Source organism: Streptomyces sp. NBC_01591 (assembly GCF_035918155.1).
Classification (GTDB): domain Bacteria; phylum Actinomycetota; class Actinomycetes; order Streptomycetales; family Streptomycetaceae; genus Streptomyces.
Genome location: NZ_CP109327.1, coordinates 415,554 through 439,976, shown reverse-complemented (window position 1 = coordinate 439,976; position 24,423 = coordinate 415,554). Strand labels below are relative to the sequence as shown.

Annotated in this window: 25 protein-coding genes and 4 pseudogenes; 14 read left to right on the top strand and 15 right to left on the bottom strand. The window is 67.8% G+C overall.

Features of this window, described 5'->3' with window-relative positions; translation table 11 throughout:
• Nucleotides 1–22: 22 nt before the first annotated feature.
• From OG978_RS02330 to OG978_RS02320, 3 genes and pseudogenes are all read right to left on the bottom strand, one after another.
• Entirely contained in the window at nt 23–466 is a 444-nt protein-coding gene (locus tag OG978_RS02330; RefSeq protein WP_326763564.1) for an HIT family protein, read from the bottom strand.
• 604 nt (nt 467–1,070) lie between these two features.
• Nucleotides 1,071–1,868: a hypothetical protein gene (locus OG978_RS02325; protein ID WP_326763563.1), complete on the bottom strand. Its 798-nt coding sequence runs from the start codon at nt 1,866–1,868 to the stop codon at nt 1,071–1,073.
• 678 nt (nt 1,869–2,546) lie between these two features.
• Nucleotides 2,547–3,701, bottom strand: a pseudogene (locus OG978_RS02320) (hypothetical protein).
• A gap of 173 nt (nt 3,702–3,874) precedes the next feature.
• Between OG978_RS02320 and OG978_RS02315 the strand changes: the two are divergent.
• Nucleotides 3,875–4,474: an O-methyltransferase gene (locus OG978_RS02315; RefSeq protein ID WP_326769904.1), complete on the top strand. Its 600-nt coding sequence runs from the start codon at nt 3,875–3,877 to the stop codon at nt 4,472–4,474.
• A gap of 162 nt (nt 4,475–4,636) precedes the next feature.
• Here the strand turns inward: OG978_RS02315 and OG978_RS02310 are convergent, their stop codons facing one another.
• On the bottom strand, nt 4,637–5,014 hold the full coding sequence (locus OG978_RS02310) for a VOC family protein (RefSeq protein ID WP_326763562.1): 378 nt from the start codon (nt 5,012–5,014) through the stop codon (nt 4,637–4,639).
• A gap of 258 nt (nt 5,015–5,272) precedes the next feature.
• Between OG978_RS02310 and OG978_RS02305 the strand changes: the two genes are divergently transcribed.
• Entirely contained in the window at nt 5,273–5,914 is a 642-nt protein-coding gene (locus OG978_RS02305; protein ID WP_326763561.1) for a DUF5701 family protein, read from the top strand.
• Here the strand turns inward: OG978_RS02305 and OG978_RS02300 are convergent.
• Nucleotides 5,888–6,046, bottom strand: coding sequence for a hypothetical protein (locus OG978_RS02300; RefSeq protein WP_326763560.1), 159 nt, complete (start codon nt 6,044–6,046; stop codon nt 5,888–5,890). The two genes, OG978_RS02305 and OG978_RS02300, sit on opposite strands and share 27 nt — an antisense overlap.
• Before the next feature lie 144 nt (nt 6,047–6,190).
• Nucleotides 6,191–6,787, bottom strand: a complete 597-nt coding sequence (locus OG978_RS02295) for a CGNR zinc finger domain-containing protein (RefSeq protein WP_326763559.1) — start codon at nt 6,785–6,787, stop codon at nt 6,191–6,193.
• Nucleotides 6,788–6,825: 38 nt separating this feature from the next.
• Here OG978_RS02295 and OG978_RS02290 point away from each other — a divergent pair, with 38 nt between their 5' ends.
• Nucleotides 6,826–8,130 (top strand): MFS transporter, encoded by a 1,305-nt coding sequence (locus OG978_RS02290; RefSeq protein ID WP_326763558.1) that lies wholly within the window; start codon nt 6,826–6,828, stop codon nt 8,128–8,130.
• On the opposite strand, the gene OG978_RS02285 is transcribed toward OG978_RS02290, so the two are convergent.
• Nucleotides 8,108–9,310: an erythromycin esterase family protein gene (locus tag OG978_RS02285; protein WP_326763557.1), complete on the bottom strand. Its 1,203-nt coding sequence runs from the start codon at nt 9,308–9,310 to the stop codon at nt 8,108–8,110. The genes OG978_RS02290 and OG978_RS02285 overlap by 23 nt on opposite strands.
• 58 nt (nt 9,311–9,368) lie before the next feature.
• Between OG978_RS02285 and OG978_RS02280 the strand changes: the two genes are divergently transcribed.
• Nucleotides 9,369–10,118, top strand: coding sequence for a TioE family transcriptional regulator (locus OG978_RS02280; protein WP_326763556.1), 750 nt, complete (start codon nt 9,369–9,371; stop codon nt 10,116–10,118).
• Between the two features lie 191 nt (nt 10,119–10,309).
• Here OG978_RS02280 and OG978_RS02275 read toward each other — a convergent pair whose 3' ends face one another.
• On the bottom strand, nt 10,310–11,113 hold the full coding sequence (locus OG978_RS02275; RefSeq protein WP_326763555.1) for a methyltransferase domain-containing protein: 804 nt from the start codon (nt 11,111–11,113) through the stop codon (nt 10,310–10,312).
• Nucleotides 11,114–11,166: 53 nt separating this feature from the next.
• Nucleotides 11,167–11,609: pseudogene (locus OG978_RS02270) on the bottom strand (substrate-binding domain-containing protein); the annotation flags it as partial.
• Here OG978_RS02270 and OG978_RS02265 point away from each other — a divergent pair.
• Nucleotides 11,578–12,106, top strand: a pseudogene (locus OG978_RS02265) (PfkB family carbohydrate kinase); the annotation flags it as partial. The pseudogenes OG978_RS02270 and OG978_RS02265 sit on opposite strands and share 32 nt — an antisense overlap.
• Nucleotides 12,099–12,584, top strand: coding sequence for a hypothetical protein (locus OG978_RS02260; RefSeq protein WP_326763554.1), 486 nt, complete (start codon nt 12,099–12,101; stop codon nt 12,582–12,584). The pseudogene OG978_RS02265 and the gene OG978_RS02260, both read left to right, overlap by 8 nt.
• A gap of 246 nt (nt 12,585–12,830) precedes the next feature.
• On the opposite strand, the gene OG978_RS02255 is transcribed toward OG978_RS02260, so the two are convergent.
• The 3 genes from OG978_RS02255 to OG978_RS02245 all read right to left on the bottom strand — a co-directional run bounded on the left by OG978_RS02255 (nt 12,831) and on the right by OG978_RS02245 (nt 15,756).
• The gene (locus OG978_RS02255) at nt 12,831–13,724 is read right to left on the bottom strand and encodes an aldo/keto reductase (RefSeq protein WP_326763553.1); all 894 of its coding nucleotides are present in this window, start codon (nt 13,722–13,724) and stop codon (nt 12,831–12,833) included.
• Nucleotides 13,725–13,946: 222 nt separating this feature from the next.
• On the bottom strand, nt 13,947–14,111 hold the full coding sequence (locus OG978_RS02250; protein WP_326763552.1) for a hypothetical protein: 165 nt from the start codon (nt 14,109–14,111) through the stop codon (nt 13,947–13,949).
• A 37-nt stretch (nt 14,112–14,148) separates the two neighbouring features.
• Nucleotides 14,149–15,756 carry an FAD-dependent monooxygenase gene (locus tag OG978_RS02245; RefSeq protein WP_326763551.1) on the bottom strand — a complete coding sequence of 536 codons (1,608 nt, stop codon included), beginning with the start codon at nt 15,754–15,756 and terminating at the stop codon, nt 14,149–14,151.
• A gap of 168 nt (nt 15,757–15,924) precedes the next feature.
• Between OG978_RS02245 and OG978_RS02240 the strand changes: the two genes are divergently transcribed.
• The 6 genes from OG978_RS02240 (at nt 15,925) to OG978_RS02215 (ending at nt 20,427) form a co-directional block, all read left to right on the top strand.
• A complete protein-coding gene (locus OG978_RS02240; RefSeq protein ID WP_326763550.1) occupies nt 15,925–16,464 on the top strand; it encodes a CGNR zinc finger domain-containing protein in 540 nt (179 codons plus the stop codon).
• Nucleotides 16,465–16,609: 145 nt separating this feature from the next.
• Nucleotides 16,610–16,849, top strand: coding sequence for a hypothetical protein (locus OG978_RS02235; protein WP_326769903.1), 240 nt, complete (start codon nt 16,610–16,612; stop codon nt 16,847–16,849).
• A gap of 364 nt (nt 16,850–17,213) precedes the next feature.
• Complete coding sequence (locus tag OG978_RS02230) at nt 17,214–17,972, top strand: GntR family transcriptional regulator (RefSeq protein WP_326763549.1); 759 nt, start codon at nt 17,214–17,216, stop codon at nt 17,970–17,972.
• 49 nt (nt 17,973–18,021) lie between these two features.
• Complete coding sequence (locus OG978_RS02225) at nt 18,022–19,281, top strand: MFS transporter (protein ID WP_326763548.1); 1,260 nt, start codon at nt 18,022–18,024, stop codon at nt 19,279–19,281.
• Between the two features lie 414 nt (nt 19,282–19,695).
• A complete protein-coding gene (locus OG978_RS02220) occupies nt 19,696–20,100 on the top strand; it encodes a hypothetical protein (RefSeq protein WP_326763547.1) in 405 nt (134 codons plus the stop codon).
• A 108-nt stretch (nt 20,101–20,208) separates the two neighbouring features.
• Nucleotides 20,209–20,427 carry a hypothetical protein gene (locus OG978_RS02215; RefSeq protein WP_326763546.1) on the top strand — a complete coding sequence of 73 codons (219 nt, stop codon included), beginning with the start codon at nt 20,209–20,211 and terminating at the stop codon, nt 20,425–20,427.
• A gap of 10 nt (nt 20,428–20,437) precedes the next feature.
• Here the strand turns inward: OG978_RS02215 and OG978_RS48185 are convergent.
• Nucleotides 20,438–20,593 (bottom strand): annotated as a pseudogene (locus OG978_RS48185) (histidine kinase); the annotation flags it as partial.
• A 535-nt stretch (nt 20,594–21,128) separates the two neighbouring features.
• On the bottom strand, nt 21,129–21,479 hold the full coding sequence (locus OG978_RS02210) for a hypothetical protein (RefSeq protein WP_326763545.1): 351 nt from the start codon (nt 21,477–21,479) through the stop codon (nt 21,129–21,131).
• Between OG978_RS02210 and OG978_RS48180 the strand changes: the two genes are divergently transcribed.
• On the top strand, nt 21,363–22,028 hold the full coding sequence (locus OG978_RS48180) for an ISL3 family transposase (protein ID WP_442817640.1): 666 nt from the start codon (nt 21,363–21,365) through the stop codon (nt 22,026–22,028). The two genes, OG978_RS02210 and OG978_RS48180, sit on opposite strands and share 117 nt — an antisense overlap.
• Before the next feature lie 56 nt (nt 22,029–22,084).
• The gene (locus OG978_RS02200) at nt 22,085–22,825 is read left to right on the top strand and encodes an aminoglycoside phosphotransferase family protein (RefSeq protein ID WP_326763543.1); all 741 of its coding nucleotides are present in this window, start codon (nt 22,085–22,087) and stop codon (nt 22,823–22,825) included.
• A gap of 277 nt (nt 22,826–23,102) precedes the next feature.
• Here OG978_RS02200 and OG978_RS02195 read toward each other — a convergent pair.
• Nucleotides 23,103–24,283, bottom strand: a protein-coding gene (locus tag OG978_RS02195; protein WP_326763542.1) for an IS3 family transposase whose coding sequence is annotated in 2 segments (ribosomal slippage) — nt 23,103–24,016 and nt 24,016–24,283 — 1,182 coding nt in all. Because the reading frame shifts where the segments join, the coding sequence is not laid out codon by codon here.
• Nucleotides 24,284–24,423: the final 140 nt, after the last annotated feature.

The window sequence follows — 24,423 nt, the reverse complement described above, 5'->3', positions numbered from 1 at the left end:
GGATCGGCCCACCCATCGGGCGTCAACGTTGCAAGGCGTCCAGGGCGGCGAGACCGCTGCGGACGGCAGCAGACGTCTCGTCGAGCTGCTCTCGTTCATGAACACGCCAGTCGGAGCCAATGCGAAAGGGATCACCTGCGAAGCGGGGGATCACATGGAGGTGCACATGGAAAACTTCCTGGAACGCTGCCTTGCCGTCCGCAAGGAGCAGGTTGACGCCCTCACACCGCAGGCCTGATCGGCGCAATGCCCGCCCGAGCCGGTGCGCCACCTTCCAGACCTGGACGCCGACGTCCTCCTGGAGATCCTCCAGCCCCACCGCGTGCGTCTTGGGAACGACCAACAAGTGGCCTGGGTTGACGGGCTGGAGATCCATGAAGGCGATCACCGACTGATCTTCATGAACGATGCTGGCATCCGCCTGACCGCGCACTATCGCGCAGAATATGCATCCGTCGTCCGCCACAGCAGTCCCCTCGCTCCAAAGCGCCTCGTGCCGATCACCACATCAGAAGAGTCACGCGAGCGCGAGCGAATTTGCCCCAGACATCCTCCGCCTCGCCGCTTTGCGCGCCGCGAGAACTGAAAAGCCCACCGGGCGAGGACGTTCATGAGCCCACCAGCCGCGACCGGGGCGTGCCCAGGACCTGAGGCTTCCGGTGTGTCGGGTACTCAGAGTGTCCGGGGCACGATGGTGCATACGCCTTTGGAACGGCTGGGGTGGGGACCGGCGGTTGGGGCGCGGATACCCGAGGGGCCGTCCGATCACGCGCACGCCGTGCTGCCCGGCAGCGTCGGTGGTGCCCCAGTCGAGGATCTCGACACCGACGACGCAGGTGACCTCTACCGTGGTGTCAGGCCGTCCCCGCTCACCTTCGCCGTGGTTGGCGAAGTTCGCGATCCCGAGAGCGCACAATGCTCCGAATCCTCCCGGAAGTACCCACCATGACCAGCCGAATCGGGCAAGGCAGACCATGGTGACCACGATCGTGAGCGCTGCCAGTGGGATCGTGAGGCGCCGGCGTGCCCGCATCCGCCGGACGTACCTGGCGTGCTGGGCGACCATGAAGTCATCCGGCGCCCCTGTCACCGTGAGCAGGCGTGCTGGCGGCGACCATGGTCAGTACCACGTGGGCCACAGTGCCCACTGTCCTCGGGCCGGCTGGGTCAGGGGGACTTCGCCGCAGTGCCGGGCGGTAGCGATCTCCTCGGGGCGCAGGAACCCCCCGTACCGACACGACCCCGGACCCGGTGTCGTCCGGCTGGACGCTCAGGTCGACTTCCACGTGTCCGGACCGCACTCGGCCGGTCGGGCTCAGTGCGGTGAGCTTTGTCAGTCCGGCGTGGCCGGTCATGAGCGCATCGCAGGAGTCGTCCAGAAGCCCCAGCCCACGACGGTGATCGAGCAGAAGGCGGCGGGTGTCCGCGGGGGAGAGGTTCTCGACCGGCTCGACGGTGTCGCCCGACACATGACTGAGCCCGGCACGGAACGGCCGGGCTGGCACGAACATGCCCGGGCGAACGTTCATGGTGTCATTGACGAACGTGTTCACCACGGTCTCGTGCCCGTCGGGCAGCCGTAGCCGCAGCCTGGTGTGGATATCGTTGACGTCGTCGCTGCTCGTGCCGTCGAGGACAGCGAGGATCTGGGCGACCTCGACCTCGACGCCGTCGGCGTCGTCAGCGGTGACCTTGCTGCTGGTCGACTTCCACCGGGCTGCCTCCACCGGTGCGCTTTCCCATGCGAACATGCGCCTTCGGAAGTAGCGGGCTGGATCACGCGGGGCCTGCGGCGTCTTCAGTTCCCGCCACCGCGACATCGATTCGTACCAGATCAACAGCGAGCTGAGCCCGAGTATCGCGGTCACGACGATCGCGAGGATGGCTTCCCCCCTTACCCATGAGCCGATCCTATCGGGACGGTGGGCGCGGTGACCGGGTCGTTCAGGTCGGTTCGCGGGGGAACAACGGGATGAATGCTCCGAGTTCGGAATCCATGAGGACCATGCTCACGGTTGTCACCCAAGAGGTCATCCGCCATCCGTCGCGCATTCCGGCTCGATCACGCACCGATAGGCGCCCCTGATCCTTCTACCCTTCTGTGCTGGTGATCAGCTCGGACAGCGGCGAGGTGGCCAGTGCCCGGGCGTTGCCACTCCTGGGTTTCGCCGCTGACCTGCCGCGCGTACGAGCGAGTTCGGATCCTTCTCCAAGTGTTTGGAAATTCCCGCACTGAAGCAGAGGTGGTGATACGTGGCTCGGAAGCCGTAGGGGGGCGAAGTGCACGAGGCACGACCGTAGATTCGTATGCCGGACGAGCGTCAGCAGGCTCTCGTCGCAGACCCGTATCCGGTGCGTGTTGAAGCTGCTCATCCGAGGACGTGGCGGTCTGGCAGCCAGGGACCGCATTTCACTTCGGCGGCCCGAGGTCCGGGTGGGGCGGACCTGCTTGCCCCAGTGGCGGTCCGGTCGGCGAGCGTTGAGGCGAGATGGTGGCAGTGCCGTAGCTCCGTAGCGAACCCCGATCTCATCGCGGCCCGACCGTACTAGGGTCGGTCGGAAGCCTGGACGGAGGCCGTGGCGTCGACTGTCTCCGTGCGGTCCTCGGCCACCCGCAGCGTCACGGCAGCCGCGACTCCCGCCGCCGGCCCACAGGTCAGGGCGGCCGGCACGCCGCCACCAATGCCGGCGGCAAGTTGCAGCAGCCCCCAGCGCAGTCCCACCCCGTCCGTCGCCATCCGGAGCAGCTGGCTCGCCAGCAGCCCGAGGACGGTCGCGCAGACTGCGCCCACGGCCATCGCCGGGACAGTGGTCCGGGTGAGCAGCCGGGGCGGCCGCCGCAGTGCCAGCACCACGGCGAGCAGCAGCACAACGGCGGCCCGGTACAGGAGCCAGTCGCCGATCGGCGCGCCCGACGGGATCGACCAGGCGCCGAGCAGCAGCCACTGGCGCAGGAGATCGCCCGGTTCGGCGAACAGCCCGCCGTCGGGGGAGACCGTCTGGAGGGCGGCGGCGACCGGCTGGTACGAGAGGACCACCAGGGACAGCGCGATCACCGCGGTCCCGGCGGTGGTGGCCAGCCGGGCGGGGCGCACCCGGACGACCACCTGCGGCAGCGGTCCGGCGCCCTTGGCGGTGACCCGCGCGACGAGCACCGTTCCCACCGCCGCGACCAGCGCGGTCCCCAGCAGTACTTGCCGCCCGGAGGAGATCACGCTCGCCAGCTGGGGCAGGAAGCGGTAACTGCCATGCCCCTGCGCGGCGATCAGCCACGGCGCGGAGACGGCCCACCGCCAGAGTCCCGGCCACCAGGCCCACACCGCGAGCAGCGCGGCCGGCATCCGGCCGTGCACCGGGGGCAGCCCTGCCGATCAAGAGCAGCGCCACGGGCACGAAGAAGGCGAAGACCGCGGCGAACCGGATCTGCTGCGCGGTTGCGTACAGCGAGAGGTAGCGGGTGCTGTCGGTCCCGGCCGTGTTCCCGATCCCGCTGGACACTTCGGCGCCGAGTTGAGCCGAGGCCGGAGGGTCGTACGACCAGGGGATGAGCCAGCGTTCGAGCTCGGCGGCTGCCTGGCTGCCGAACACGCTTGTGGCGCCCGGCAGGTGCAGTGCCTGCGCACTCGCCCCGCCCACCACAGAAGCGCTGCGAGAAGCAGCCCGCCCACCAGCGCCGATATCACCACGCGCCGGTATGTCATGTGCTGCCCCCGCTTTGACTGCTCGTCCCGTGCATCCCCTGGCCGTGGAGATTACGAGGCGCTGATCACATACGGATCACGGTCGTAACGGCCGTTGGTACTTTGATCGGGAAGATCCTCCGGGTCCGGACCGGCGAAACGCCGTGCGGAGGCCTCTGCTGGCGGATAGCGTCATGCTCTATAGCGAAGGGGGCGTGATCACAATCATGACGGAACGTGCGGTTCCGCCTCGTGTGGTGGCCGCAGAGCGTATCGCCTCTGAGGCGGGATTCAAGAAGAGCTGCATCCCCGAAGTGGGCAGGCTGCTCAGGCTGGCCGCTGCTGCGAAACCCCACGGAATCATCGCGGAGAGCGGCACCGGCTCCGGAGTGGGCACCGCTTGGCTGCACAGTGGCCTCGGCACCAATGCACGCCTGGTCACGGCAGAGCGCGACGAGGAGCTGGCCTGTCGAGCGGCCGGTGTCTTCGCGGACGACGAGCGTGTCAGCGTTCTCACCGGTGATTGGCGGCTGCTTGAGCAGCATGCCCCCTTCGACGTCTTCTTCTGCGACGGCGGGGGCAAGCGCGACGATCCCCAGGGGGTCGTCGAGCTGCTCGCTCCCGGTGGCCTTCTCATCCTGGACGACTTCACCCCCTCACCCGAGTGGCCGCCTCGTTTCGGCGGCGAAGTGGATGAGCTCCGCCTGTTCTACCTCACTCATCCGGCACTGGACGCCACTGAAGTACTCACAACACCTTCCAGTTCAGCGGTTGTTGCGGCTCGCCGGCTGTAGGCGTGTCTCTTCGACCAGGTAGCTCGTTGTTCTCATCCTGCTCAGCAGGGGGAGCTGTCTGACGACGAGTGGGCTGGGCCGGTGCCGATCCCTCCGCCGACGCGGTATCAGGCATGTGATGGACGTGATCCCGCACCGAGCCGAGGGGGCCGGGAACTGGTGTCAGTGGCGGACCAGGCAGAACGGATGCCCGGCTGGATCGGCGTAGATGCGCCAGCTCCGCCCGTCAGTACCGTCGTCCAGCACTGTCGCGCCGCAGGCCAGCACCTGCTCCTGGGCTTGGTCGAGGTCCGCGACACCGAAGTCCAGATGGAACTGCTGGGGCCGTTCAGGGTCGGGCCACTGCGGCGGCCGGTAGTCGGCGGATCGTTGGAAGGCGAGGACGAGACCGGCCTCTGTGTGCAGCGTCGTCCAGTCGTCGTCGACTGCCCACCGCTTGTCCTGCCGATTGACGGTCCCACCGAGCAGCGACCAGTAGAATCCGGCAAGCTCCGCCGGATCCGAGCAGTCCAGCACCACACATTGCAGATCAGCGATCACGGGCAGATCTTATGCGGCCTCCGGAGCGGTCCGTCCCTCGATACGCAAGACCGAAGAGACAGAACGAAGAGACAGAACGCAGCCAGGAAGGTTTGCAGGGTTCTTGACCCCGCAACGAGAGCCGGTCTGCCTCTCTCGACGATGTCCGTCACCAGCTGTCGGGCATTGGTCATGGAAGCGAGGAACGATTCCGGCGTCCATCGCGTTGTAGGCAGGCGAGTACCAGCCTGCCCTGCCTCGACGTTCCCATGGAGTCGCATGCCAGCCGAATTGCACACTCTGCCTTCGATTGCCGCGCAAGCAGAGCGATTGATCGAGCTCGGAGTGCATGAACTCGGCGGTTTCCGGCCCGCTGAGCTGCGCTCCATGGCCGCGGAGACCAGGGCTCGCGCCGGCCTTCTTGTGGTTGGCGCGGACCGGGTCCCGGCGTCGGCCCTCGCGCCCCTGCTCCGGCATCGGGGGAAGCCGGGGTTCGTCGTGGTGGACATGCCCGATATCGATCAGTTCTCGCCCATCGAGCCCATGAACGTGCCCGACGAACCGATCTACGTGGTGGAGGGCCTCGACCGAGGCGATCACATGGCGAACTGGAGCCCTGACGAGGCACTACCCGCCATAGTTGAAGGAGGCCGCACTCCTCTGCTCCTGGTGGAGGCCATCCACTGGGTGCTCCAGCAGCCGGCGGTACTCGAACGGGGCCACTGCTTCATGACCATCGGCTCCCGCCTACGGAAAGCCAACGGCACGCTCGACGCGCGAACACCGGCCCTGTGGATCAGTAATGGGACCGGGCGAGACGGCCGAGACAACCGTAACGCGCCGAAGGTGGGCTGGTGTTGGGAGGGCAACCGACACACGTGGCTCGGCTTCGCTTCAGCGACCACCCGAGCCGTGGCCTGATCCGCGTCCGCCGCCGTGCAGCCGGACGATGGCGCCCTGTTCCGGGTGCGGGCGGTAGATCCGTACCGGCACGTCCGGATCGGCGGGCACCGTCCGGTCCTCGATCTCCACGACGGCCATCCTCCCGGCCACCGCACCCGACCTCATCCGCCTTCCGTCGCGCATCCGGCCCGGATCATGCACCGATCGGCGCACCTACTCCTGCCATGGTGGTTACGGCTGTCAGGACTGAACGCGTGCGTCGAAGGAGGGAATGGTGCATCGGCTCCGGGTGTCCTACCTGGTTTCGCTCGACTGCTCGGCGGAATGGGAACGTCGGTGGGCTGCGACGCGTTCGCGGGTTGCGCACCGGCGGGAGCAGTAGCGGCGCTCCGGGCCGCTGCCTTGCGTGATGAAGACGTTCCGGCAGCTGAGCGAGGAGCAGATCCTGCCGGGCGGACGTTGGCGGTCCCAGACAAGAACAGTCAGGGCCATGCAGGACGAGGCTAGGAGCCACTCGTCCCAGGGGGCGTTGTCGTCGTGGTCGAGATGGGGGTGCCAGGGGGCGCTGCCCCCGTGCGAAGTCAGGCGGAGCGCTCCGGTGTGTTCCCGCAGGAGGCGATTGAGGCGGTCGGCGGCACCGTCGGTGGTCTCGGCGGCGAAGACTTCCCACAGCAGGGCCGCAGCCGCACGCATTGCGGCTGCGTCGTGAGTGGTGAGTTCGATGGGGTCGGTCTCACCGTATGCACGAAGTACTTCGGCGACTTCGGTGGGGTTGGGGCAGTCGTTGTCGAGAACGTTGATCAGGGCTGCGGTCCGCCGAGCCATGCTCAGTACGGAGTGCCGGGTGGACCAGTCGTCGATGGTGGAGGACACATGCGCAATGTAACGCATATTGCGGAGTTTTGAGTTACCTCCGTAACGTCTCCCTCATGGAAAGGCGTTACTCGCTCCGCTGCTATCTCGCCGGAGCAGTGGCAGCTCGTGCCGGGGACGAGATGTCAGGACCGGCGTTGATGCTGGCAGGATTCACGCTGGCCGGATCGACCACGGAAGCGTCGTCGCTGCTCGCTGGCATCACGATCTCCGCCGCGGTGGGAGGGCCGGTGCTCGGGGCGATCCTCGACAGAGCAGGACGGCCGGGCCGCCTGCTGGCCGTGGCCCTCGTCCTGTACGCGGCCGGCCTGGGGACGATCCTCGTGGGGCTCGGCCGCTTGCCGTTCGCTGTCACCATTCTGATCGCAGTTGTCACGGGGCTGCTGGGGCCGGCCCTGTCGGGCGGATGGACGGCCCAACTGCCTCGGGTGGTGACGGGTGACGGCCTGCCCCGGGCGAACACGCTCGATTCCATGACGTTCAGTGCGGCGAGTCTGGCCGGTCCGGCACTCGCCGGCGGCATGGCGGAGGTGTTGGGAGCCCCGACGGCTGTGGTGGTCTCCGCGGGGCTCATCGGCCTGGCGCTGCCCGCCGCGTGGATGCTGCCTGCCCGTCCCGGTCGGGGGCGGCGCCTTCGGACGACGTCAGTGACCAGCGACCTCGCTGCCGGAATACGGGTCATCATCAGGAAACCGCCGCTGGCCCGAGCGACCCTCACCTCGGTCGTCTCCTGTGCCGCTCAGGGCATGCTGACGGCCTGCATCGCGCTCCTCGGCGAGCGTGTCCTGGGCGGAGCCGGCCGAGGCGCGATGCTGCTCTCCTGTGCGGCGACTTCTGCCCTGATGGCCAACGCCGTACTCGCGAGGTTTCCGCGCTTGGTCGCCCCCGACACGGTCATCTGGGTCAGTGCCCTCGTCCAGGCTGCCGCGTTGGCCTTGGCCGCGCCGGGGCAACCAGCTTTGCTGATCGTGGCCGTGGTGATGGTCGGGATCGGTGAAGGGCCCCAACTGGCCGCATTGTTCGCAGTCCGTCATCGGGAGGCTCCAGAACACCTGCGGGGCCAGATCTTCACCACCGGTGCCAGCTTGAAGATCACCGGATTCGCGTTAGGAGCTTCGGCTGCCGGACCGGTCGCGACCTGGTCCCTTCCAAGCGCTTTGGCACTTGCAGCGAGTGTGGCGGTCCTCGCTGCACTGGCTTTCTTCGTCATCCCGTCGGCAGCCCGACCCGGGCTGCTGACGGAGCGATCCGCGCCGGCAGCCTCGGGGCGGGTGACGGACCGTGCCGCGGCCGAGGCAGCCTCAAGGGCGTGTCCGGCGGATCAGGGTCGGACAGGTCCTAGCTCTGCGGGATGTCCTTGATGAAGACGATGCCGTCGCTGCCCGCCAGGTGGGCCGGGGCGAGCGCGGAATAGCCGAACCAGGGGGACACGCGGGGCGCGGGCAACCTGTCGCCGAGGGCGGTGGCCAGCCGTGAGGCATCGATGACGCAGCGGTCCTCCGGGAGCGCGTACAGGAGTCCTTCGACGCTGTCCGGCGGCGGCGTGTCCACACCCTGGTGCCGGATCGTGCCGAGGGCCGTGGCCACGAAGGCGTACCCCTCGCCGAGCTGGGCGCTCACCAGCGCACCGGCGCTCCACCACTCCAGCGGCTTCCCGCCCATCCGCATCGTGCTCTTCTCCCGCTGGAGATGGGAGTTGTGGGCGTGGACGAGTGCCGGGCCCCGAGCGGCGACGGCGAGGAGGTTGTGGGCCATCATCTGATCCCGCACGCCCACGAGCCAGGTCATGCGGGCCGGTGAGGTGTCGGCCATCCAGTGGTGGTAGCGCAGCAGGCCGGTCGCGGTGCGCCCGTACAGGCGCGCCCGGTCCCAGCCGTCCCGAGAGGTCGCCGTGATCAGGTGCGGCGTCTGCGCATCGAGAAGCGCCACCAGATCATCGGCGAGCAGCCGCAGCTGACCGGCCTCGGCCGACTGCCCCACGGACTGGGACGGGTCCATCATCGCGGCGGGATCGGTCCACCGGTCGTCGGTGCCGATCAGGCGGTCGAGTGTTTCCGCGGTGCAGGGGAGCAGGTCCGCGTCCACCCGGCCCGCGAGGTAGCCGTGAAGTGCGGTGAGGGCCTGCCGGGGGCTCGCGGCGCCGGTGATCTCCAGCGGGCCGTCGAAACCGGCGAAGCGGAGCCGCTCGGAGGCGGGCCGGCCGTCGTTGTAGTCGTGCATCCAGCGCACGAGTTCGCGGTTGGCCGCGGAGGTGCCCCAGCCGTGGCTGATTCCATGCTCCATGACCTCGTCGAGAGTGCCCGTGCCCGAGGTGACGTAGTCGTCCACGACCAGGCCCATCATGCAGTCGCTCTCGAGCGCGATCGTCCGGTAGCCCTCCTGTTCGACCAGCTGCCGGAAGAGCTCGTTGCGCAGGTCGAGCAGAGTGTCCTCGCCGTGGGTGGGTTCGCCCAGGGCGAGCAGCCGAGGCCGGGTCGGGAGCAGCCTCAGGACGGCGGCAGCATCGACGGCATGGGCTGTTTCCTTGATGTCAGTAGCCATGCATTCAACGGTATCGTTGAACCTTCGGTTGAAACTTTCCCGCGCTATCGTCGGTCCCATGGGACGAAACCTTCAAAACGGTGAGCGACTCAGGCCGGTTGATCTGGCGCGCGGGCACGGTCTGTCCACACAGGCGATCAGGAACTACGAGGAGGCCGGCATCCTTCCGGCCGCCGATCGCACACCTCACGGCTACCGCACCTATACCTCGCTGCACGCGCAGGCCCTGCGCGCGTTCCTCGCCCTGGTGCCCGGGCACGGCCACCGGACGGCGACGTCGATTATGCGGGCGGTGAACGAGGGTACGGTCGACGTGGCGTTCCGCCTGATCGACGAGAGCCACGCCCAGTTGCTCGACGACCGGCGAACACTCCAGGCCGTGGAGAGCGCCCTCCGCGACCTGGAGCCCACTCCGGCACCCGAGGCCGGCGTGGGGGCCGAGCCGACCACGGTGTCCGGGCCCGGAGACACGTTCATCGGGCCCCTGTCGGGGAAGCTCGGAATCCGGCCCGCGACGCTGCGCAAATGGGAGCGCGCCGGGCTGGTGAACCCGCGCCGCGACCCGCTGACCGGTTACCGCGTCTACGACGAGGCCGACGTACGGGACGCCCGGCTGGCCCACCAACTCAGGCGGGGCGGCTACCTGCTGGAACAGATCGCGCCGCTGATCACTCAGGTGCGGGCGGCCGGCGGGCTGGAGCCACTGGAGGCCGCACTGTGCGACTGGCACGCCCGGCTGTCCGCCCGCGGCCGCGGGATGCTGAACGGGGCCGCCGAGCTGGCGGCGTACCTCCGCAAGCACGGATGAGACCTCGGCCGTCGGCCGAAGCGGAAACAGGAACTCCTGGGGCAGACACGCCTGTTTGGCAGTGACTCAGTGACTCAGTGACTCAGTGACTCAGTGACTCAGTGAATCAGTTGCTCAACTACTCAAGGAACAAGAAGGCTCCGGCACTCACTGTGATCACTGCCGATAGGCGGCGAGGCGATCGGGCAGGATTACGGGCGGCGCCCCCACGCGGAGATCATGGGAGCGGTGGCAAGGTCGAGGCGTCCGGTGGCGACGTTCGCCAGGTGGCGGTCGATCTCCTCGTCGGTGGCGAGCCCTTCCGCCACCAGGCTGTGGCGGATCTGCCGTACGGTCGCGGCCTCGAGGACGGCACAAGCCGGCGAGGTGATCGGGAAGTACGCATCGGCCTGGACGTCCTCAAGACCGGCCTCACGCAGCAGCCGGGGGAGCGTTCGCCCGTACGCGAGGTCAGCGCCACGTGCCGCCATCAAGGCGCGGAAACCGGATCGCAGTCGGTTCGCAAGCCGCTGTTCGGGACCGGACTCGTCCGGACACAACAGCGGCTGCAACCCCGGGTCGGCATCCTCCAGGAGCAGCCGGCCGCCGGGCCGAAGCGCCTGGACCATCCGGCGCAGCGCCTCGGCGCGATCAGTGACGTGTACCAGGACCAGCCGGGCATGGACGAGGTCGAAGCCCCCGGGCGGCGGCGGGTCGGCTGCCACATCGTGCCGCAGCACCTCGATCACGCCACCGTCGATGTTCCGGGTCCACGACACGTCGATGTCGGTGGCGACCACCGCTCCCGTCGGGCCGACCCGCTCGGCCAGCCCGAGGGGTACGGACGGAGCGCCGGCACCGACCTCCCAGCATCGCATCCCGGCGGCGATACCGAGCTGATCGACGTGACGGAACGTCACCGGATCGAACAACTCGCTGAGGGCGCCGAAGCGGATGCCCGCCTCCGATTGCTGGTTGTCCAGCAGGTAGCCGTGACCCTTGTTGCGTTCAGCCATGTGGCGATTCTGGCAGGAGCGGCGAGCTCACCGTGGAAGGCGCTGGGCCCGGCTTACCGGCTGAGCGCTGATCCCACCGACGCACGGCTGACCACCGGACACCGCGCCCGGTGGACCTCGATGCCCGGGGTGTCCCGGCGTCGATGGCATCGAGAAGCAGCCGGGCGGCCGATTCTCCCATCAACCGGTGGGGTAGTGCGACCGTGCTCAGGGGCGGGGTGAGGTACGCGGCCATGTGCTCCTGGTCGTCGTACCCGACGACCGACAGATCATCGGGTACGACGATGCCGAGCCGGGCGGCGGCGTGCAGAACCCCCGCCGCGACCCGGTCGATATAACAGACGATCCCCGTGGGACGCTGCTCGGGCGCGGCGTTGGGGAGCAACCGTATTGCCCCCTCGTATCCGGCGGAGATCTCCCCACCGGTCCGGACGATCCACTCCTGCGCCACCGTGTCTCCCACGGGGACGTTCATCGCTCTCGACCCCAATATCCGACCTGGGCTGATCCCCGACGCGGACACGTACCGGAAGCGCTTCGACAACTGGCTGCCTTATGTCTCCCTGCTGAAGCTGAGCGAGGAGGACGCCGACTGGTTGGGCGGAGCCGTACAGGGCTGGCTCACCGCCGGGCCCACGGCCGTGGTGATCACCAGGGGCGGCGGCGGGCTCACGGTCTTCACACGGGACGGCGGTCCCTCACGGTCCCGGGCGAGACCGTCGAGGTCGTGGACACGATCGGCGCCGGCGACACGGTGAACGCGGCCCTGCTGCACGCGCTTGCCGAGCGGGATCTGCTTGTGCCGGGTGCGCTGGCCGCGCTGGGGAGCGATGGCTGGCACCCCCAAGCGATGGCTGGCACCCGCTGCTGACATTCGCCGCCCGGGCGGCGGCAATCACCTGCTCGCGCGCGGGCGCCGAGCCTCCGTACGCATACGAACTGGTCAGCATTCGGCCGTCGTCGAGAGTATCCGTAGGATCACCTCATGACTGACGATGTTGCGCTCAGCCGGGAGTCATTCCGGCGCCTCCATCCGATCAACGCGCCCAGGCCGGTGCCTCAGTTGCCTGATCGTGTTTGGACCGACGAGGACTGGGACCGGATCCGGCGCGGATATCGAGCCCGGGGCATGGACGAGAAGTGGAACATCTTCGTCGAAGCCGATGTCGTTCTCATGCACCGGAGTTGGACCGGTCACGGCGTCTATGAGGCGTCCTTTGCCCAGGTGACCGGTGGTGGGAGGAAGATCGCCTCTGCCGTGGTGGAGGCCGATGGGGAGCGCTATCGGAGCATGGGCGACGAGTACGACCGCCTGATGATGGAGCTGATCATCAGCGCGATCGTCCTTGGTGAGCCGGCCGCCGACCTCCGGGCCGGACTCGTGGAGCTGACTGCTCGGGCTTCGGGAAAGAGCGATCTTCCCTCGGGTGTGGTGGAGCACAGTGCTCTGGGCTTGCGTTCTGGATCGTGAGCTCTGGACCCAGGCGAGTGCTGTTACGGCCTCGGGCCATGTGACCGGATCACGCGTTGCAAGCGCAGGATCCCGCTGTGTGCCGTCCGGCTCCTGTTCTGGCTGGGGAGCAGTTCGGGCGCTGCGTGAATCAGGGCTGCGCGAAGCGGGCGGTCAGGTCGCGGCCAGCGGACATGCGGGTGCGGTGCCCACACCAGGCGACAGGAGGCGCCGAGCTCCCCTGACCGGAGCAGGAGCAGGAGCAGTTCACGCCGAGTGTTCTCCGGAGAGGAGCGCCATCTCCTCATCGGTCAGCCGCAGTGCACCTGCCGCCAGATTCTCGATCAGATGGTCCGGGTTGCCGGTGCCGGGAATGGGCAGCACGTGGTCCCCCTGCTGTAGCGTCCAGGCGAGCCGGACCTGGGCAGATGACGTGCCGTGCGCGCGGGCGACAGCGAGTACCGCAGGGCTTTCGACAGCCGGTGCTCCCGTCTCGCGCCCGTCGCCGGCGATGGAGAAGAACGGTACGAACGCGATGCCTTGTGCAGCGCAGTGCCGCATCAGCCCCTCACTGTCACGTGCATCGATTCCATAGCGGTTCTGAACACAGACCACTGGCGCGATCGCCTGGGCCTCAACAAGGTGATGCGGCCGGATACCGGAGATCCCGAGGTGCCGTACAAGGCCGGTGTCGCGCAACTCGGCAAGGGCCCCGAAGTGCTCTGCGATGGATTCCTGACCCATGACGCGTAGGTTGACCAGATCGAGGTGGTCGCGACCGAGCTGGCGCAGGTTCTCCTCGACTTGGCCGCGCAGTTGGTCGGGCCGGGCCGGCGTTGTCCACTCGCCCGAGGCGTCCCGGGCGGGGCCGACCTTGGTGGCAATGACGAGGTCGTCCTGGTACGGCGACAAGGCCGAGTTGATCAGTTCATTGGCGGAGCGGAGGCGCGAGAAGTAGAACGCCGCAGTGTCGATGTGGTTGACGCCGAGCTCGACGGCTCGGCGCAACACATCCAGCGCCTGGCCTCGGGCGCCGGATGTGCCGAGGTGGAAGGCTGCGCTGCCGGTCAGTCGCATGGCACCGAAGCCGATCCGGTTGACTCTCATGTCGCCGAGGAGCCAAGTGCCTGCGACAGCAGTGGGGATCGTTTCCGGTGTCATGACTGCTGGGTCCCTCTCGATCGATCACCATCATGTGTGGGGCAGTGCGCCCCTGGACTATGCACGGGCGACAGCCAGTTGTGGAAGGCGCGAAGCCTGGGGGAATGTCACAGCGGTCTCGGGAATTCGGGCGCCACCACGAGGAGTTGTTACTAACATCTGAGTACCCGTTCCGCTGGGTTCACGGACGGGTTCCTGCTCGACGTCGTAGCCGCGCAGGACCTACCCCGCGGGGTACGTCCTGGAGGTGGGCGGTGCCTTGATCCGGTGGCGGTAGCGGGGGCGGGGCTTCTCGGCCAGGCGCAGGATGTGCAGGCCCTTGGCGATCCGTGCGCAGTGCGCGGTCGCGTTGCCGACCGCGGTTGGCTGCCCGTCGCGCGACCGCATTTGTTCGGCACCGACGTCCGCGCCTTCATCGGCACACTCAGTGGCTGATCCCCGTGGCGGACGACGGAACCCGTGCGCCGGTGAGGATGCGCTGAAGAGCCTGCAGGAGTTCCGGGCAGGCGGACGGGGACGAGGCGCGCCAGGCGATGTGGCCGTCAGGGCGGACCAGAACGGCTCCGGTTGCGGCCATGGCGCACAACCGGTTGAAGGAACCGGGATGTTCCTCGCGCAGCCGGCCGCTGTTGAGCCGGCGGACGGTGACGGGGATGTCGGCTGCTGTGGCGGTATCCGCCTGCTGCTGCCAGGCCGGGGTGACCGCCGCTGTGATCAGGGTGAAGTCGGGTCCGATGAGGTCCAGGGTGGAGGAGATCCCGGACGGTCCGTTGAGCCTTGTGTGCGGGGCACGGTGTCCCGGGTCGCCACTCGGGTGGTAGCTGGATGCGTCCAGCGGTGGCCGGGTGGGTGTTTCGGGGTTGGGGATGACGGCGGTGGAGCAGTAGGCGGCGGTGAGCAGGAGTTCGTCGTCGATGCGGTAGCCGGCACGGGCACGGGCGTTTTCGGTGGACAGGTCGATGACCTGCCGGGCCACCGGGTGGCGTTCGGCCTCGTAGCTGTCCAGCAGTGCCGCGGTGGCGCGGCCGGTGGTGACGGCGGCGAGCTTCCAGGCAAGGTTGTCCACGTCGCCGATCCCCGTGTTCATGCCGTGCCCTCCGGTCGGCGGGATGACATGTGCCGCATCTCCGGCCAGCAGGATGCGCCCGCTGCGGTAGGTGGAGGCCAGTTGGGCGTCCATACGCCAGACCATGGTGTCGCGGACGGACACCTCCAGGTCCGGGATGCCGGCCGCGGCCCGGACGAGGTTCTTGAGGTGCTCCTGGTCGGTGAGGTCCTCGTCCCCGCGCCGGTGATCGGGGTCGAAGGGGTATTGGTAGATCCAGTGACGGTTGTTGTCCACGGCCATGAAGCCGCCCTGCCCGGGGGGAGTGAGGAAGTACGAGGCGCTCGCCCGGTCGGCCACCACCTCGCCGAGCGGCGCTTCGAAACGGACGCTGAGGAAATGACCCAGGCCCGTCGGGCCGTCCATCCCGACGCCCGCACCAGCACGGACCGTACCGGCGGCACCGTCGCAGCCGACGAGCCACTCGGCACGCACAGTGTGCTGCTCGCCGTCGGCGCGGTCCTCCAGCACGGCGCGCACGCCTTCCCCGTCTTCGGTGAAGGACAGCAAGCGCGCGCTGAATCGGACCCGGTCAGCCGCCGGCTCGCGGGCCCGCCGCAACAGGACCGGTTCCAGCGCGTCCTGAGAACAGATCAGCCCTGGCGACGGGGTGTTCCCATCACCCCCCGGCGCGTCGTGAGCAACGCCGCTGCGCACGAAGTCCGGGTCGACCAGATCCCTGCCCCGGTAGAAAAAGACCTGGGAGGCCGGAAGGCCGGCGCCGCGGACCGCGTCTTCGAGCCCGCAGCGCCGGAAGATCTCCATCGAGCGGGCCGAGACCCCGCGGGCCTTGGGATGGCGGGAGGTGCCCGGACGGGCTTCGACCAGCAGATGGTCCACGCCGTACCGGGACAACAGGTTCGACAGAGTAAGACCCACTGGCCCACCACCCACGATGAGTACGGGAGTCGTCTTCGGAAAATGCATGGCTCTCCATGGGGTGGTTCACGGCAGGCGTCAAAACGGCCTGCCACGAGGCGGATCGAGAGCGACCGGGTCCGGCAACCATCAGTCGTAACGTTCATTTCTGAATTTTGACGTTACCGTGAGAGAGTGCTGCCCGCTGGACGAACCCACCCGGAGAGGTTGAAGCCCATGACCGAGGACCTGACCGGGGCCAACCCCCGCGGCCTCCACTTCATCGCTGAACTGGCCAACACCGTCCAGGACGGCACCCAGATGAGCGCGGCAGATTTCCAGGCCCTCCTGGAGCGCCACAGCGGTCCATCGTTCGCGCTCACCGAGTCCGATGCCCGGCGGCTGCGCGAAGCCACCGCCCGCCTGATCCACATCCTGGCGATGCACGACGAGGACCAGGCGGCCGAAGCGATCAACACCCTCCTCGACCAGCACCCCGCCCAGCCCTACCTCGTCCGCCTCCCTGGGCGCCCCTGGTCCCTCCACACCAGAGCGCCTCAAAACGCCGACCCCACCCACTGGCTGCTGTCCACCACCGCACTGGCCCTCGGGCTCTGGCTCAGCGAACGTGGCCGGTGCGCCTGGGGGCAGTGCGCCGCACCCAACTGCAACCACTACTTCATCGACACGGGCCGCCGCACCCCGCAGCGCTACTGCACCCCGCGCTGCGCAACCCGGGTCCGGGTGGCCTCACACCGAGCCCAGCGGGGCAGGTAGAACGTGCCGTCGGTGTCGGCGCGCCGCCGCACGGCAGCAGCTGGCGCCTGCGGCCGCCGACGCGGTCCGTGCCTACGCCGCCCAGCGCCCGGCCGTCGCCTGATGACACCCGGCCACACCCCACCACACCCCCAGACGCGCCCGGATCGCGTTCAGTGAATCCGCGGCCAAGCAGCTCGAAGAACTCACCACCGAGCACGCGATCCATGCCCTGGACCGCTCCCTGGTCGCCGGCTCCGTCGACCCCGAGATAGGCGAGCCTCTACCCGGCGACAGCGCCCGTCCCGAGTTGCGCCACTACACGGACGAGATCGAAGCCGTCCGCGTCCTGTACTTCGTCACCGCGCTGCGTACGGTCGTTGTGGTGGCCTGCATCGAGGCATGACGACTCTGCCAGGTACGGCTGAACCGGCCTGTTCAGCCCCTGGCGCTTGTGCGGGACAACTTTTCTTGCACAGACACGTCAAGGCCCCGCGCCCGGGCGCCCGGTTGGCAGGTCCAGTTGGTCTTCCTGCCGGCCTACGGCTCATGGCTGAACTGGATCGAAGCGATCATCCGGCGAAGGTGCCCGGCCCGACTCCGCAATGGGTGCCGCGGCGGGCGATCACGTGCACGATGCCGCAAACCTCCGTAGGCGGATGAGTGCCGAGCGTATTTCTACTCCAGCAGCTTTCACCTGGTGCAGTAACTTGCCAACGGCCCCTGGGAACGACCAGTTGCCGCAGCGCAGGACAGCCGGAGGATCGCTCATGCCCCGAGAGGCGCCGTACCTCGCAGTAGCCGACGTGCTGCGCGCACGGATTCTCGCGGGAGAGTGGGAGATCGGGGAGCGCCTGCCGTCCCGGGCGCGGCTCGCCGAGGAGTACGGGGTCGGACGCAACGTCATGCAGAGGGCCATGGACCGCCTGATCACCGACGGTCTGCTCGAAGGACGCGCCGGCTCGGGCACGTACGTCCGCACGCCGCGCGAGCGCCTGCGGCTGGTCCGCTCGCGGCACCGCGAACGCAGGCAAGGCCCACACGCCTGGACCGACGGGAAAGAGCGGGGGAGGGCCGACGCCTGGGATTCACATAGCCAGGTACGCGTCCCTGCCCCCGAGGCAGTCGCCGAGCGGCTCGCCATCAGTCCCGGAGACCTCTGCGTCAATACGCATTACGAGTTCCTCGCTGACGGGCAACCCGTCCAGCTTTCCGAATCCTGGGAGCCGATGGCGATCACGGATGGAACGCCGATCGTGCTGCCCGAGATGGGTCCCCTGGCGGGAAAGGGGGTGGTCGAGCGCATGCGCTCCATCGGCGTGGTCATCTCGACTGTGGTCGAGGTGCCGCGCCCGGCTCGTGCCACCCAGGTGGAGGCGAACCTTTTAGGGATCAGCGTGGGTGACCTCGTGCTTCAGATCGAGCGGACCATCTACGACATCGACGGACGTCCGGTGGAAACGGCTGACATGGTCATTCCGGACGTGCGCCGGGAAGTGGTCTACGAGTTCGGGGTCGACCGTCCGTAGTCGTTGAAGTCATTACAGAGAAATTGCAATTCGACAGTGGGGTATTCGAATGTCAAAACCCTCCCGACTCGGTCTCTTAGGTGATCGGGACTTCGGGCGATTGTTTGCCGCCACTGCGCTCGGTCAGCTGGGTGATCGCATCATCTTTCTTGCCCTGCCCCTGGTTGCCATTGCGGCATTGCATGTCGGCGAGTTCCAGGTCGGACTACTGACCGCGATGACTGCGGCAGGATCGCTCCTGGTCGGGCTGCCGGCAGGCGCGTGGGTGGACCGCATGCGGAAGCGATCGATGATGATCAGTGCTGATCTCGTTCGCGCGCTGGTCCTCTTGACGGTACCGGTGGCGTGGTGGGCAGATCTTCTCACCATCTGGTGGCTCTACGCAGTCGCCTTGGTTCATGGAGTGTTGACTGTTTTCTTCGATGTCGCGTACGTCAGCTATCTCCCGCACTTGGTGGGACGCGACAATCTTGTTGAAGGAAACTCAAAACTGTCGGCAATGCGCTCGGTGACCAGCATCAGCGGGCCGACGGTGGCAGGGCCGCTGGTCGGGCTGGTCGGAGCCCCTGCAACGCTTTTGGTGAGTTCGGCCGGGATGGCTATGTCGGGGCTGCTGGCGGTCACTATCCGGAAACGTGAACAGAAGCCAGAGCGAAGTGGGCACCCTCAATTGGGTCGAGAGATCAAGGAAGGATTGAAGTTCGTTCTAAGTCATCCGATCCTGCGTGCAATCATGCTCGGAGATGCGGTATTCAACCTCTTTCTGGTCATGTATCAAAGTATGTTGCTGGTGTTTTTGGAGCGGGAGGTAGGGCTCCAGCCCTTCGGTATTGGTCTCATTCTTTCGGGAATGGGTTGTGGTGCCTTGCTGGGTGCACTGTTGGCAGCCACGGTCTCGAAGCGGGTCGGGCAAGGCCCGGTCATCTGGATCGCGTCGCTGGTCACCTGTCCGTTCACCGTCCTCATGCCGTTGGCGCGGCCAGGTTGGAGCGTGTATGTGGCTGCGATCGGACTAGCGGTTCTTTCACTGGGTGGAGTCGTCCGCGTCGTTTCTCAATCGAGCTTCCAACAGGCGCTGACACCGGATCGGCTTCTGGGTCGGATGAGCGCAACGACGCGATTCATATCCTGGGGTGGCATTCCTCTCGGTGGTCTTTTGGGCGGAGTCTCGGGCTCTGTGTTCGGAGCGACAGGAACCCTGTGGATCGGTGCAGTCGGTATGACGCTCAGCGTCCTCCCCAACTTCCTGTCGCCGCTTCGAACAATGCGCACATCACCTGCGGGCAAGGCGCCCGAGTTTGTGTGCTGAGGCTTCACAAATGGCTGACAAACAAGCGCTCGCCTTGTCGTCTGACCCGAGGGGTCGGTAGAGCGACCTTCGCCGGGTCACCTGGCGTGACCGGTGATGAGGTCGGCTACGCGATCTGGTGGGATGCGAGCCGGCGGGATGCGAGCCGTGTCGATCACTGTGGCTGTCCGGCTCGGTGCCGGTCTCGTTGCGATGGGCGAGGGCGTCGTGGTCGGCGTGCAGCAGGAAGTGTGCCTTCTGCTCAACTCGTGTGGGACGTCACCCGCGGGTCCGGAGGACCTCAAGGTGCAGCGCGTGGGGCCTGGCGGCAGAGGGACGAAACGGACCTTCTGGCTTGCGCAGGTCCACCTGGAACAGCAGACCGGTCCGGCCTCGGGCCTGTCCGGCGGATCATGGCGATGGCAGAGTGTACCCGTGAGTTACAGCATCTTCCTGCTCCGGTTCATGGCCGGTGAGGCCGTCGCCCTGGACGCCGAACGATTCCGGCAGGTGACGGAGCCGTACGTGGTGGCGGGCGGCCCGGGGGAGGGCTTCTCCCAGCTCCGCGCGGAGGACGGGGGCGAGGCGGACCTCTACCACGCGTCCCAGGACGAGGACGTGATGTTGTGCGTGACGGCGACGCACTTCGCCCGTGGCGCGATGAGCGGCGTGCTTGCTCGGCTGGCGGCAGCCCTCAGGGCCTCGATCGTGCCCCAGGACGGTGGCGCGCTGATCTTCCACGAGGAGGAGCGCCGCCATCTTCCTGCGGATCTCCGGGGGAAGGCGGTCGTCATAGTCCCCACGGCGGACGCGTTCCAGGCGGCATTCGACGCGCTCTGAGCGTTGCCGCCCCGACAAGTGCGCCACGGCGTGTTCCGGAAGTGGATCTTGAGCGTGGGATGATCCCGGATCGCGGTACGTGATGGTGAGGGCCTCCTGAACGATGCGGTGGACGGTGAGGGAGACCGGTGCGGGGACGGCGGCGAGATCGCCGGACGTCCCCAGCCGGATGTCCAGCTCCGCCGACTGCATCCGGTCGACGAGCGCCGCGACCTCGGGGACTCCGGCGGCGGGGTCTTCCGGGGCCTCGCCCGGCGCGCGCAGCACGTGGACGAGCGCGCCGAGGTCCCGTACGGCCTCGGTACGGACCTGCTGGTCGGTGGTTGAGCGAGGCCTGCGCCTCCTGCGGTGAGTCGTCCAGGACCTCCGCCGCGACCCGGAGCCGGATCCCGACGACGGTGAGGGTGTGCCCGACGACATCGTGCAGTTCGCGGGCGATCTCCAGGCGGGCCTCCGCGATCCGCCGGCCGGCCTCCGAGTCCCGTTCCCGCACGGCCCGCAGCAGGTGCTCGTCGAGTTCGGCGCGCCAGCGGAGGCGGTTGCGGTAGGCGGTCGCGGCGGCGAGGAGCACCGCCAGCCACAGGGCCTCGGCGCCCAGGGAGCCGAGGCCTTCGCGCGGGGTGGCGCCGCCGGTGGTCGTCTCCCAGGTCGCGGCGAAGGCCAGTTCTGCCAAGCCGACACCGGCCGCCCATGGGAGGCCGGGGCAGCCGGGCCGGTCGTCGGCGGCCAGGGTGGCGTACGTGGCGGAGCGGCCACACCCAGCCGGTGTCGGTGAGTCCGGAGGTGCGGAACACGACGACGGCCTGCACGCTCAGCAGCAGCACGGCGAGCGGCCACCGGCGGCGAGTCAGAAGGAGCAGGCCCAGCCACAGGGCGAGCGGCAGGGCTCCCGCGGCGTCCAGCCGGCCGCCGAGCCGGGCGGTGCCGGCCAGGAGGGCGACGGCGGTGCCGGCCGCGAGGAACCAGTCGACGAGTCGAACCGCGCGGGGTTGGCAGGGGCGGGGACGGCGAGTCGGTCCATGCGCCGATCAGGCACGACGGTCCCGCCCCTGCTCGTTGCGGGCGCCCGCCGCTGCTATGGCGAGCGCGACCCACCCGAAGTCGGCGGCGAGTACCAGGCGTTCGACGAGACCGACGAGCGTGGGGGCACCGCCCAGTCCCAGCGACGGGCCGCCGTCCATCACGTCGACCAGGAAGACCGCGAGCGGCGCCGTGGTCGTGACCGAGGCCACGGTGAGGGTGTTCAGGGCCGTGCGCAGGCCGTGCGCAGGCCGGGCCGTGAGCGTCCTGCGGAGCAGCGCGGCGGCGGTCGGCAGGGCGGCGAAGACGAGGAAGGCGGCGTTGCCGTGGACGAGTTCGGAGAGGGAGGGTCGGGGCAAGTCCTACCTGGACGACCGCTGGAACGAGGGCTGCACCAACGCCTGGAAGCTCTGGGAGGAGATCGTCCCGCTCGGCTACCTGGGCAGTTACGGCATTGTCAGCGCCTACATCCGGGAGAGCAGCGCGCCTCGCCCCGCCCCGTCACCGCACAGACGCCGGCACCCCGCGTGGTGGCCAAGTGGATCCTCAGCCGTCCGGAATCCCTCACCGAGACTGAGCAACTCCGGCTCAAAGCTGTCCTGGCCAACTGTCCCGAACTCGATGCCCTTACCGGCTATGTCCGATCCTTCGCCCAGATGCCCACCGAGCGCCAGGGTGAACGCCTCCCGCAGTGGCTCCACGCGGTCCGCCAGGACGACTTGCCCAGTCTGCACACTCTCGCCGTGGGTATCGACCGCGACCGCGACGCCGTTATCGCCGGTCTGACCCTGCCCTGGAACTCGGGCGTGGTCGAAGGGCAAGTCAACCGGATCAAGATGCTCAAGCGTCAGATGTTCGGCCGAGCCGGCTTCCAGCTCCTCCGGAAACGCGTACTTCTCGCTCCGTGAACGCGGCGCTCAGGCAGATGCCATCTGGAGCGGTCGAGGGGCGAGAAGCTGGTGCCATGAACACAAGAGAGGGCGAAGTGCCACTGTCCGGAGGCCGGATCACTCCGGGGGTGGTACGCGTTGACGACACTGTGCGCCGACCCGTCACAGCTAGATCATCCTTCGTCGCCGAATTGCTGAATCACCTGCAACAATGCGGGTTCACAGGCGCGCCAAGGTATCTCGGACTCGACAGCAAAGACCGCGACACGTTCACCTATGTGCCCGGCCGAGTGCCAGCCAGATTCCAGCTCTGGAAAGACGATCAGGTTGCGGCTGCCGGCGCCCTTCTGCGCTCGTTGCACGAGGCCACGCGCAGCAGTCGCCTTACCGAAACCTCTCCGATCGTCTGCCATCACGATCCCGGCCCGAACAACGTCGTCTTCCAGCAGGGTCGCCCGATGGCCTTCATCGACTTCGACACCGCCGCCCCCGGCGACCCCCTGGAAGATCTTGGATACATGGCCTGGACCTGGTGCATCTCCTCCAGGTCGCAAGCCCCACCTCCCCGCGCACAGGCAGACCAGGTACGAATTCTCGCCAACTCCTACGGGTTGGAGACCTCCGAGCGCTTCAACCTCGTTGACGCCATCCTGGACCGCCAGAACCGCAACGCCCTCTGGTGGCACCAGCACCTCAACACCCCAGAGCCACGCGTGGCTGACAGCGAGCAGATCCTCGCAAGGATCGACTGGTCCCGGCGTGAACACGACCACACAGCCCTCAATCGCGCTGTCTTCATGAACGCTCTACGCTAACCGGGATCGATCTCGGCTCTGCTGAGCTCGAATACGGAGAGTGAACCCATCACGGAATTTGGCTCTGTCGCTATTTTGGGGGTAGTTGGGCATCGATCTTGTGTGATGGGTGGGGTTCGCGTCGCGGACGTTCTGTTGCCAGGTGTCGGGGTTCAGGTCGAGGAAGTGGCACTCACGGATACGGAGGTTCGACTGGCTGTGCGGTCGCAAGCCGCGTCGTCCGCATGTCCCGACTGCGGACGGATGGGGCTTTCCCCTTGATCGTGGACACCGGTTGTCATGCGGCGGTGGCCAGCGTAGTTGATCGTTGTTCGTAGGCGATCGGGCTGATCTGGCCGAGGCGGGAGTGCCGTCGGCGGGTGTTGTAGCGGGTTGCCCATCGGAAGACCGCGAGGCGGGCCTCGCGGGCCCCGTCCCACCGTTTCCGTCCCTGGAGCGTCCCGCGTTTCATGGTCGCGTTCAGACTCTCCGCGGTGGCGTTGTCCGCGCTCGTGCCCGCCGCGCCGCGTGATCTGGTCACGCCGAGTTCCGAGCAGACCTGGGCGAACTCCCTCGACGCGTACTGGGCTCCGTTGTCGCTGTGGAAAATCGCCCCATGCAGGCCGTCGGCGCCGCGGGCCGCTGCGGCGGCCCTGAGTGCGTCGGTGACCAGCTCCGTGCGCATGTGGTCGGCGATCGACCAGCCCGCCAGCCGCTTCGAGTGCAGGTCCAACACCGTTGCCAGATAGAGGAATCGGCCGCCTCCGATCGGGAGACAGGTTATGTCGCCCACGTACTTGGTGCTCGGCGCCTGGGCGGTGAAGTCGCGCCGCAGCAGGTCTGGCACCGGCGTCGCCGATGGCTCGGGAATGGTGGTGCGGACCTTCTTGCGCAGGTGCAGCCCGACGATGCGGAACGTGCGCATGACGCGCTCGACGCGCTTGTGATTGACCCGCCTCCCGGCGTCCTTCAGCTCGGCGGTGACGCGCGGGACCCCGTAGGCGCCGTCCGATTCCCGGTGGATCTCAGCGATACGTTCGGCGAGCTCTGCATCTGCCTGGGCCCGGGCAGCCCGCGCGTCCGCGCCGGCCAGCCACCGGCAGAAGCCGGAACGCGAGACATGCAGCATCCGGCACAGCCGCTTGACGCCGAAGGCGCCACGGTGATCGCCGACGAACTGGAAGCGGCTGCTCACCAGCTGGTCTCCGCCGCAAAATACTTCGCGGCCCTCCGCAGGATCTCCCGCTCAAGCTCGAGTTCCTTCACCCGTGCCCGCAGCTGCCGGTTCTCCTTCTCCATCGCGGTGGCCTCCACCGCCCCGGGCCGGGCGGCCTGCCCGGCGTCCCGCACCCACGTGCGCAGCGTCTCGTGGCTGACGCCCACGTCCTTGGCCACCGACGCATACGTCCCACCCGGACTGGCGTGGTACAGCGCGACGGCATCGGCCCGGAACTCAGGCGAGTACTTCGACGTCCCCAACGGGAACTCCTGTCCTATGGATCTTCACGATCCAATGATCAGGGTGTCCACGATCAAGGGGAAACGCCCACCAGTTGCTACCCCCAAAATGGCGACAGAGCCCGGAATGTGAGCCAGAACCCGTTCTCATGGACAAAGAC

Excerpts from the sequence above, each read along its gene's own strand:
- OG978_RS02315 (WP_326769904.1), top strand. The coding sequence starts at position 3,875 with ATGCTCTATAGCGAAGGGGGCGTGATCACAATCATGACGGAACGTGCG.
- OG978_RS02305 (WP_326763561.1), top strand. The coding sequence starts at position 5,273 with ATGCCAGCCGAATTGCACACTCTGCCTTCGATTGCCGCGCAAGCAGAG.
- OG978_RS02295 (WP_326763559.1), bottom strand. The coding sequence starts at position 6,787 with ATGCGTTACATTGCGCATGTGTCCTCCACCATCGACGACTGGTCCACC.
- OG978_RS02290 (WP_326763558.1), top strand. The coding sequence starts at position 6,826 with ATGGAAAGGCGTTACTCGCTCCGCTGCTATCTCGCCGGAGCAGTGGCA.
- OG978_RS02285 (WP_326763557.1), bottom strand. The coding sequence starts at position 9,310 with ATGGCTACTGACATCAAGGAAACAGCCCATGCCGTCGATGCTGCCGCC.
- OG978_RS02280 (WP_326763556.1), top strand. The coding sequence starts at position 9,369 with ATGGGACGAAACCTTCAAAACGGTGAGCGACTCAGGCCGGTTGATCTG.
- OG978_RS02275 (WP_326763555.1), bottom strand. The coding sequence starts at position 11,113 with ATGGCTGAACGCAACAAGGGTCACGGCTACCTGCTGGACAACCAGCAA.
- OG978_RS02260 (WP_326763554.1), top strand. The coding sequence starts at position 12,099 with ATGACTGACGATGTTGCGCTCAGCCGGGAGTCATTCCGGCGCCTCCAT.
- OG978_RS02255 (WP_326763553.1), bottom strand. The coding sequence starts at position 13,724 with ATGACACCGGAAACGATCCCCACTGCTGTCGCAGGCACTTGGCTCCTC.
- OG978_RS02250 (WP_326763552.1), bottom strand. The coding sequence starts at position 14,111 with ATGCGGTCGCGCGACGGGCAGCCAACCGCGGTCGGCAACGCGACCGCG.
- OG978_RS02245 (WP_326763551.1), bottom strand. The coding sequence starts at position 15,756 with ATGCATTTTCCGAAGACGACTCCCGTACTCATCGTGGGTGGTGGGCCA.
- OG978_RS02240 (WP_326763550.1), top strand. The coding sequence starts at position 15,925 with ATGACCGAGGACCTGACCGGGGCCAACCCCCGCGGCCTCCACTTCATC.
- OG978_RS02230 (WP_326763549.1), top strand. The coding sequence starts at position 17,214 with ATGCCCCGAGAGGCGCCGTACCTCGCAGTAGCCGACGTGCTGCGCGCA.
- OG978_RS02225 (WP_326763548.1), top strand. The coding sequence starts at position 18,022 with ATGTCAAAACCCTCCCGACTCGGTCTCTTAGGTGATCGGGACTTCGGG.
- OG978_RS02200 (WP_326763543.1), top strand. The coding sequence starts at position 22,085 with ATGAACACAAGAGAGGGCGAAGTGCCACTGTCCGGAGGCCGGATCACT.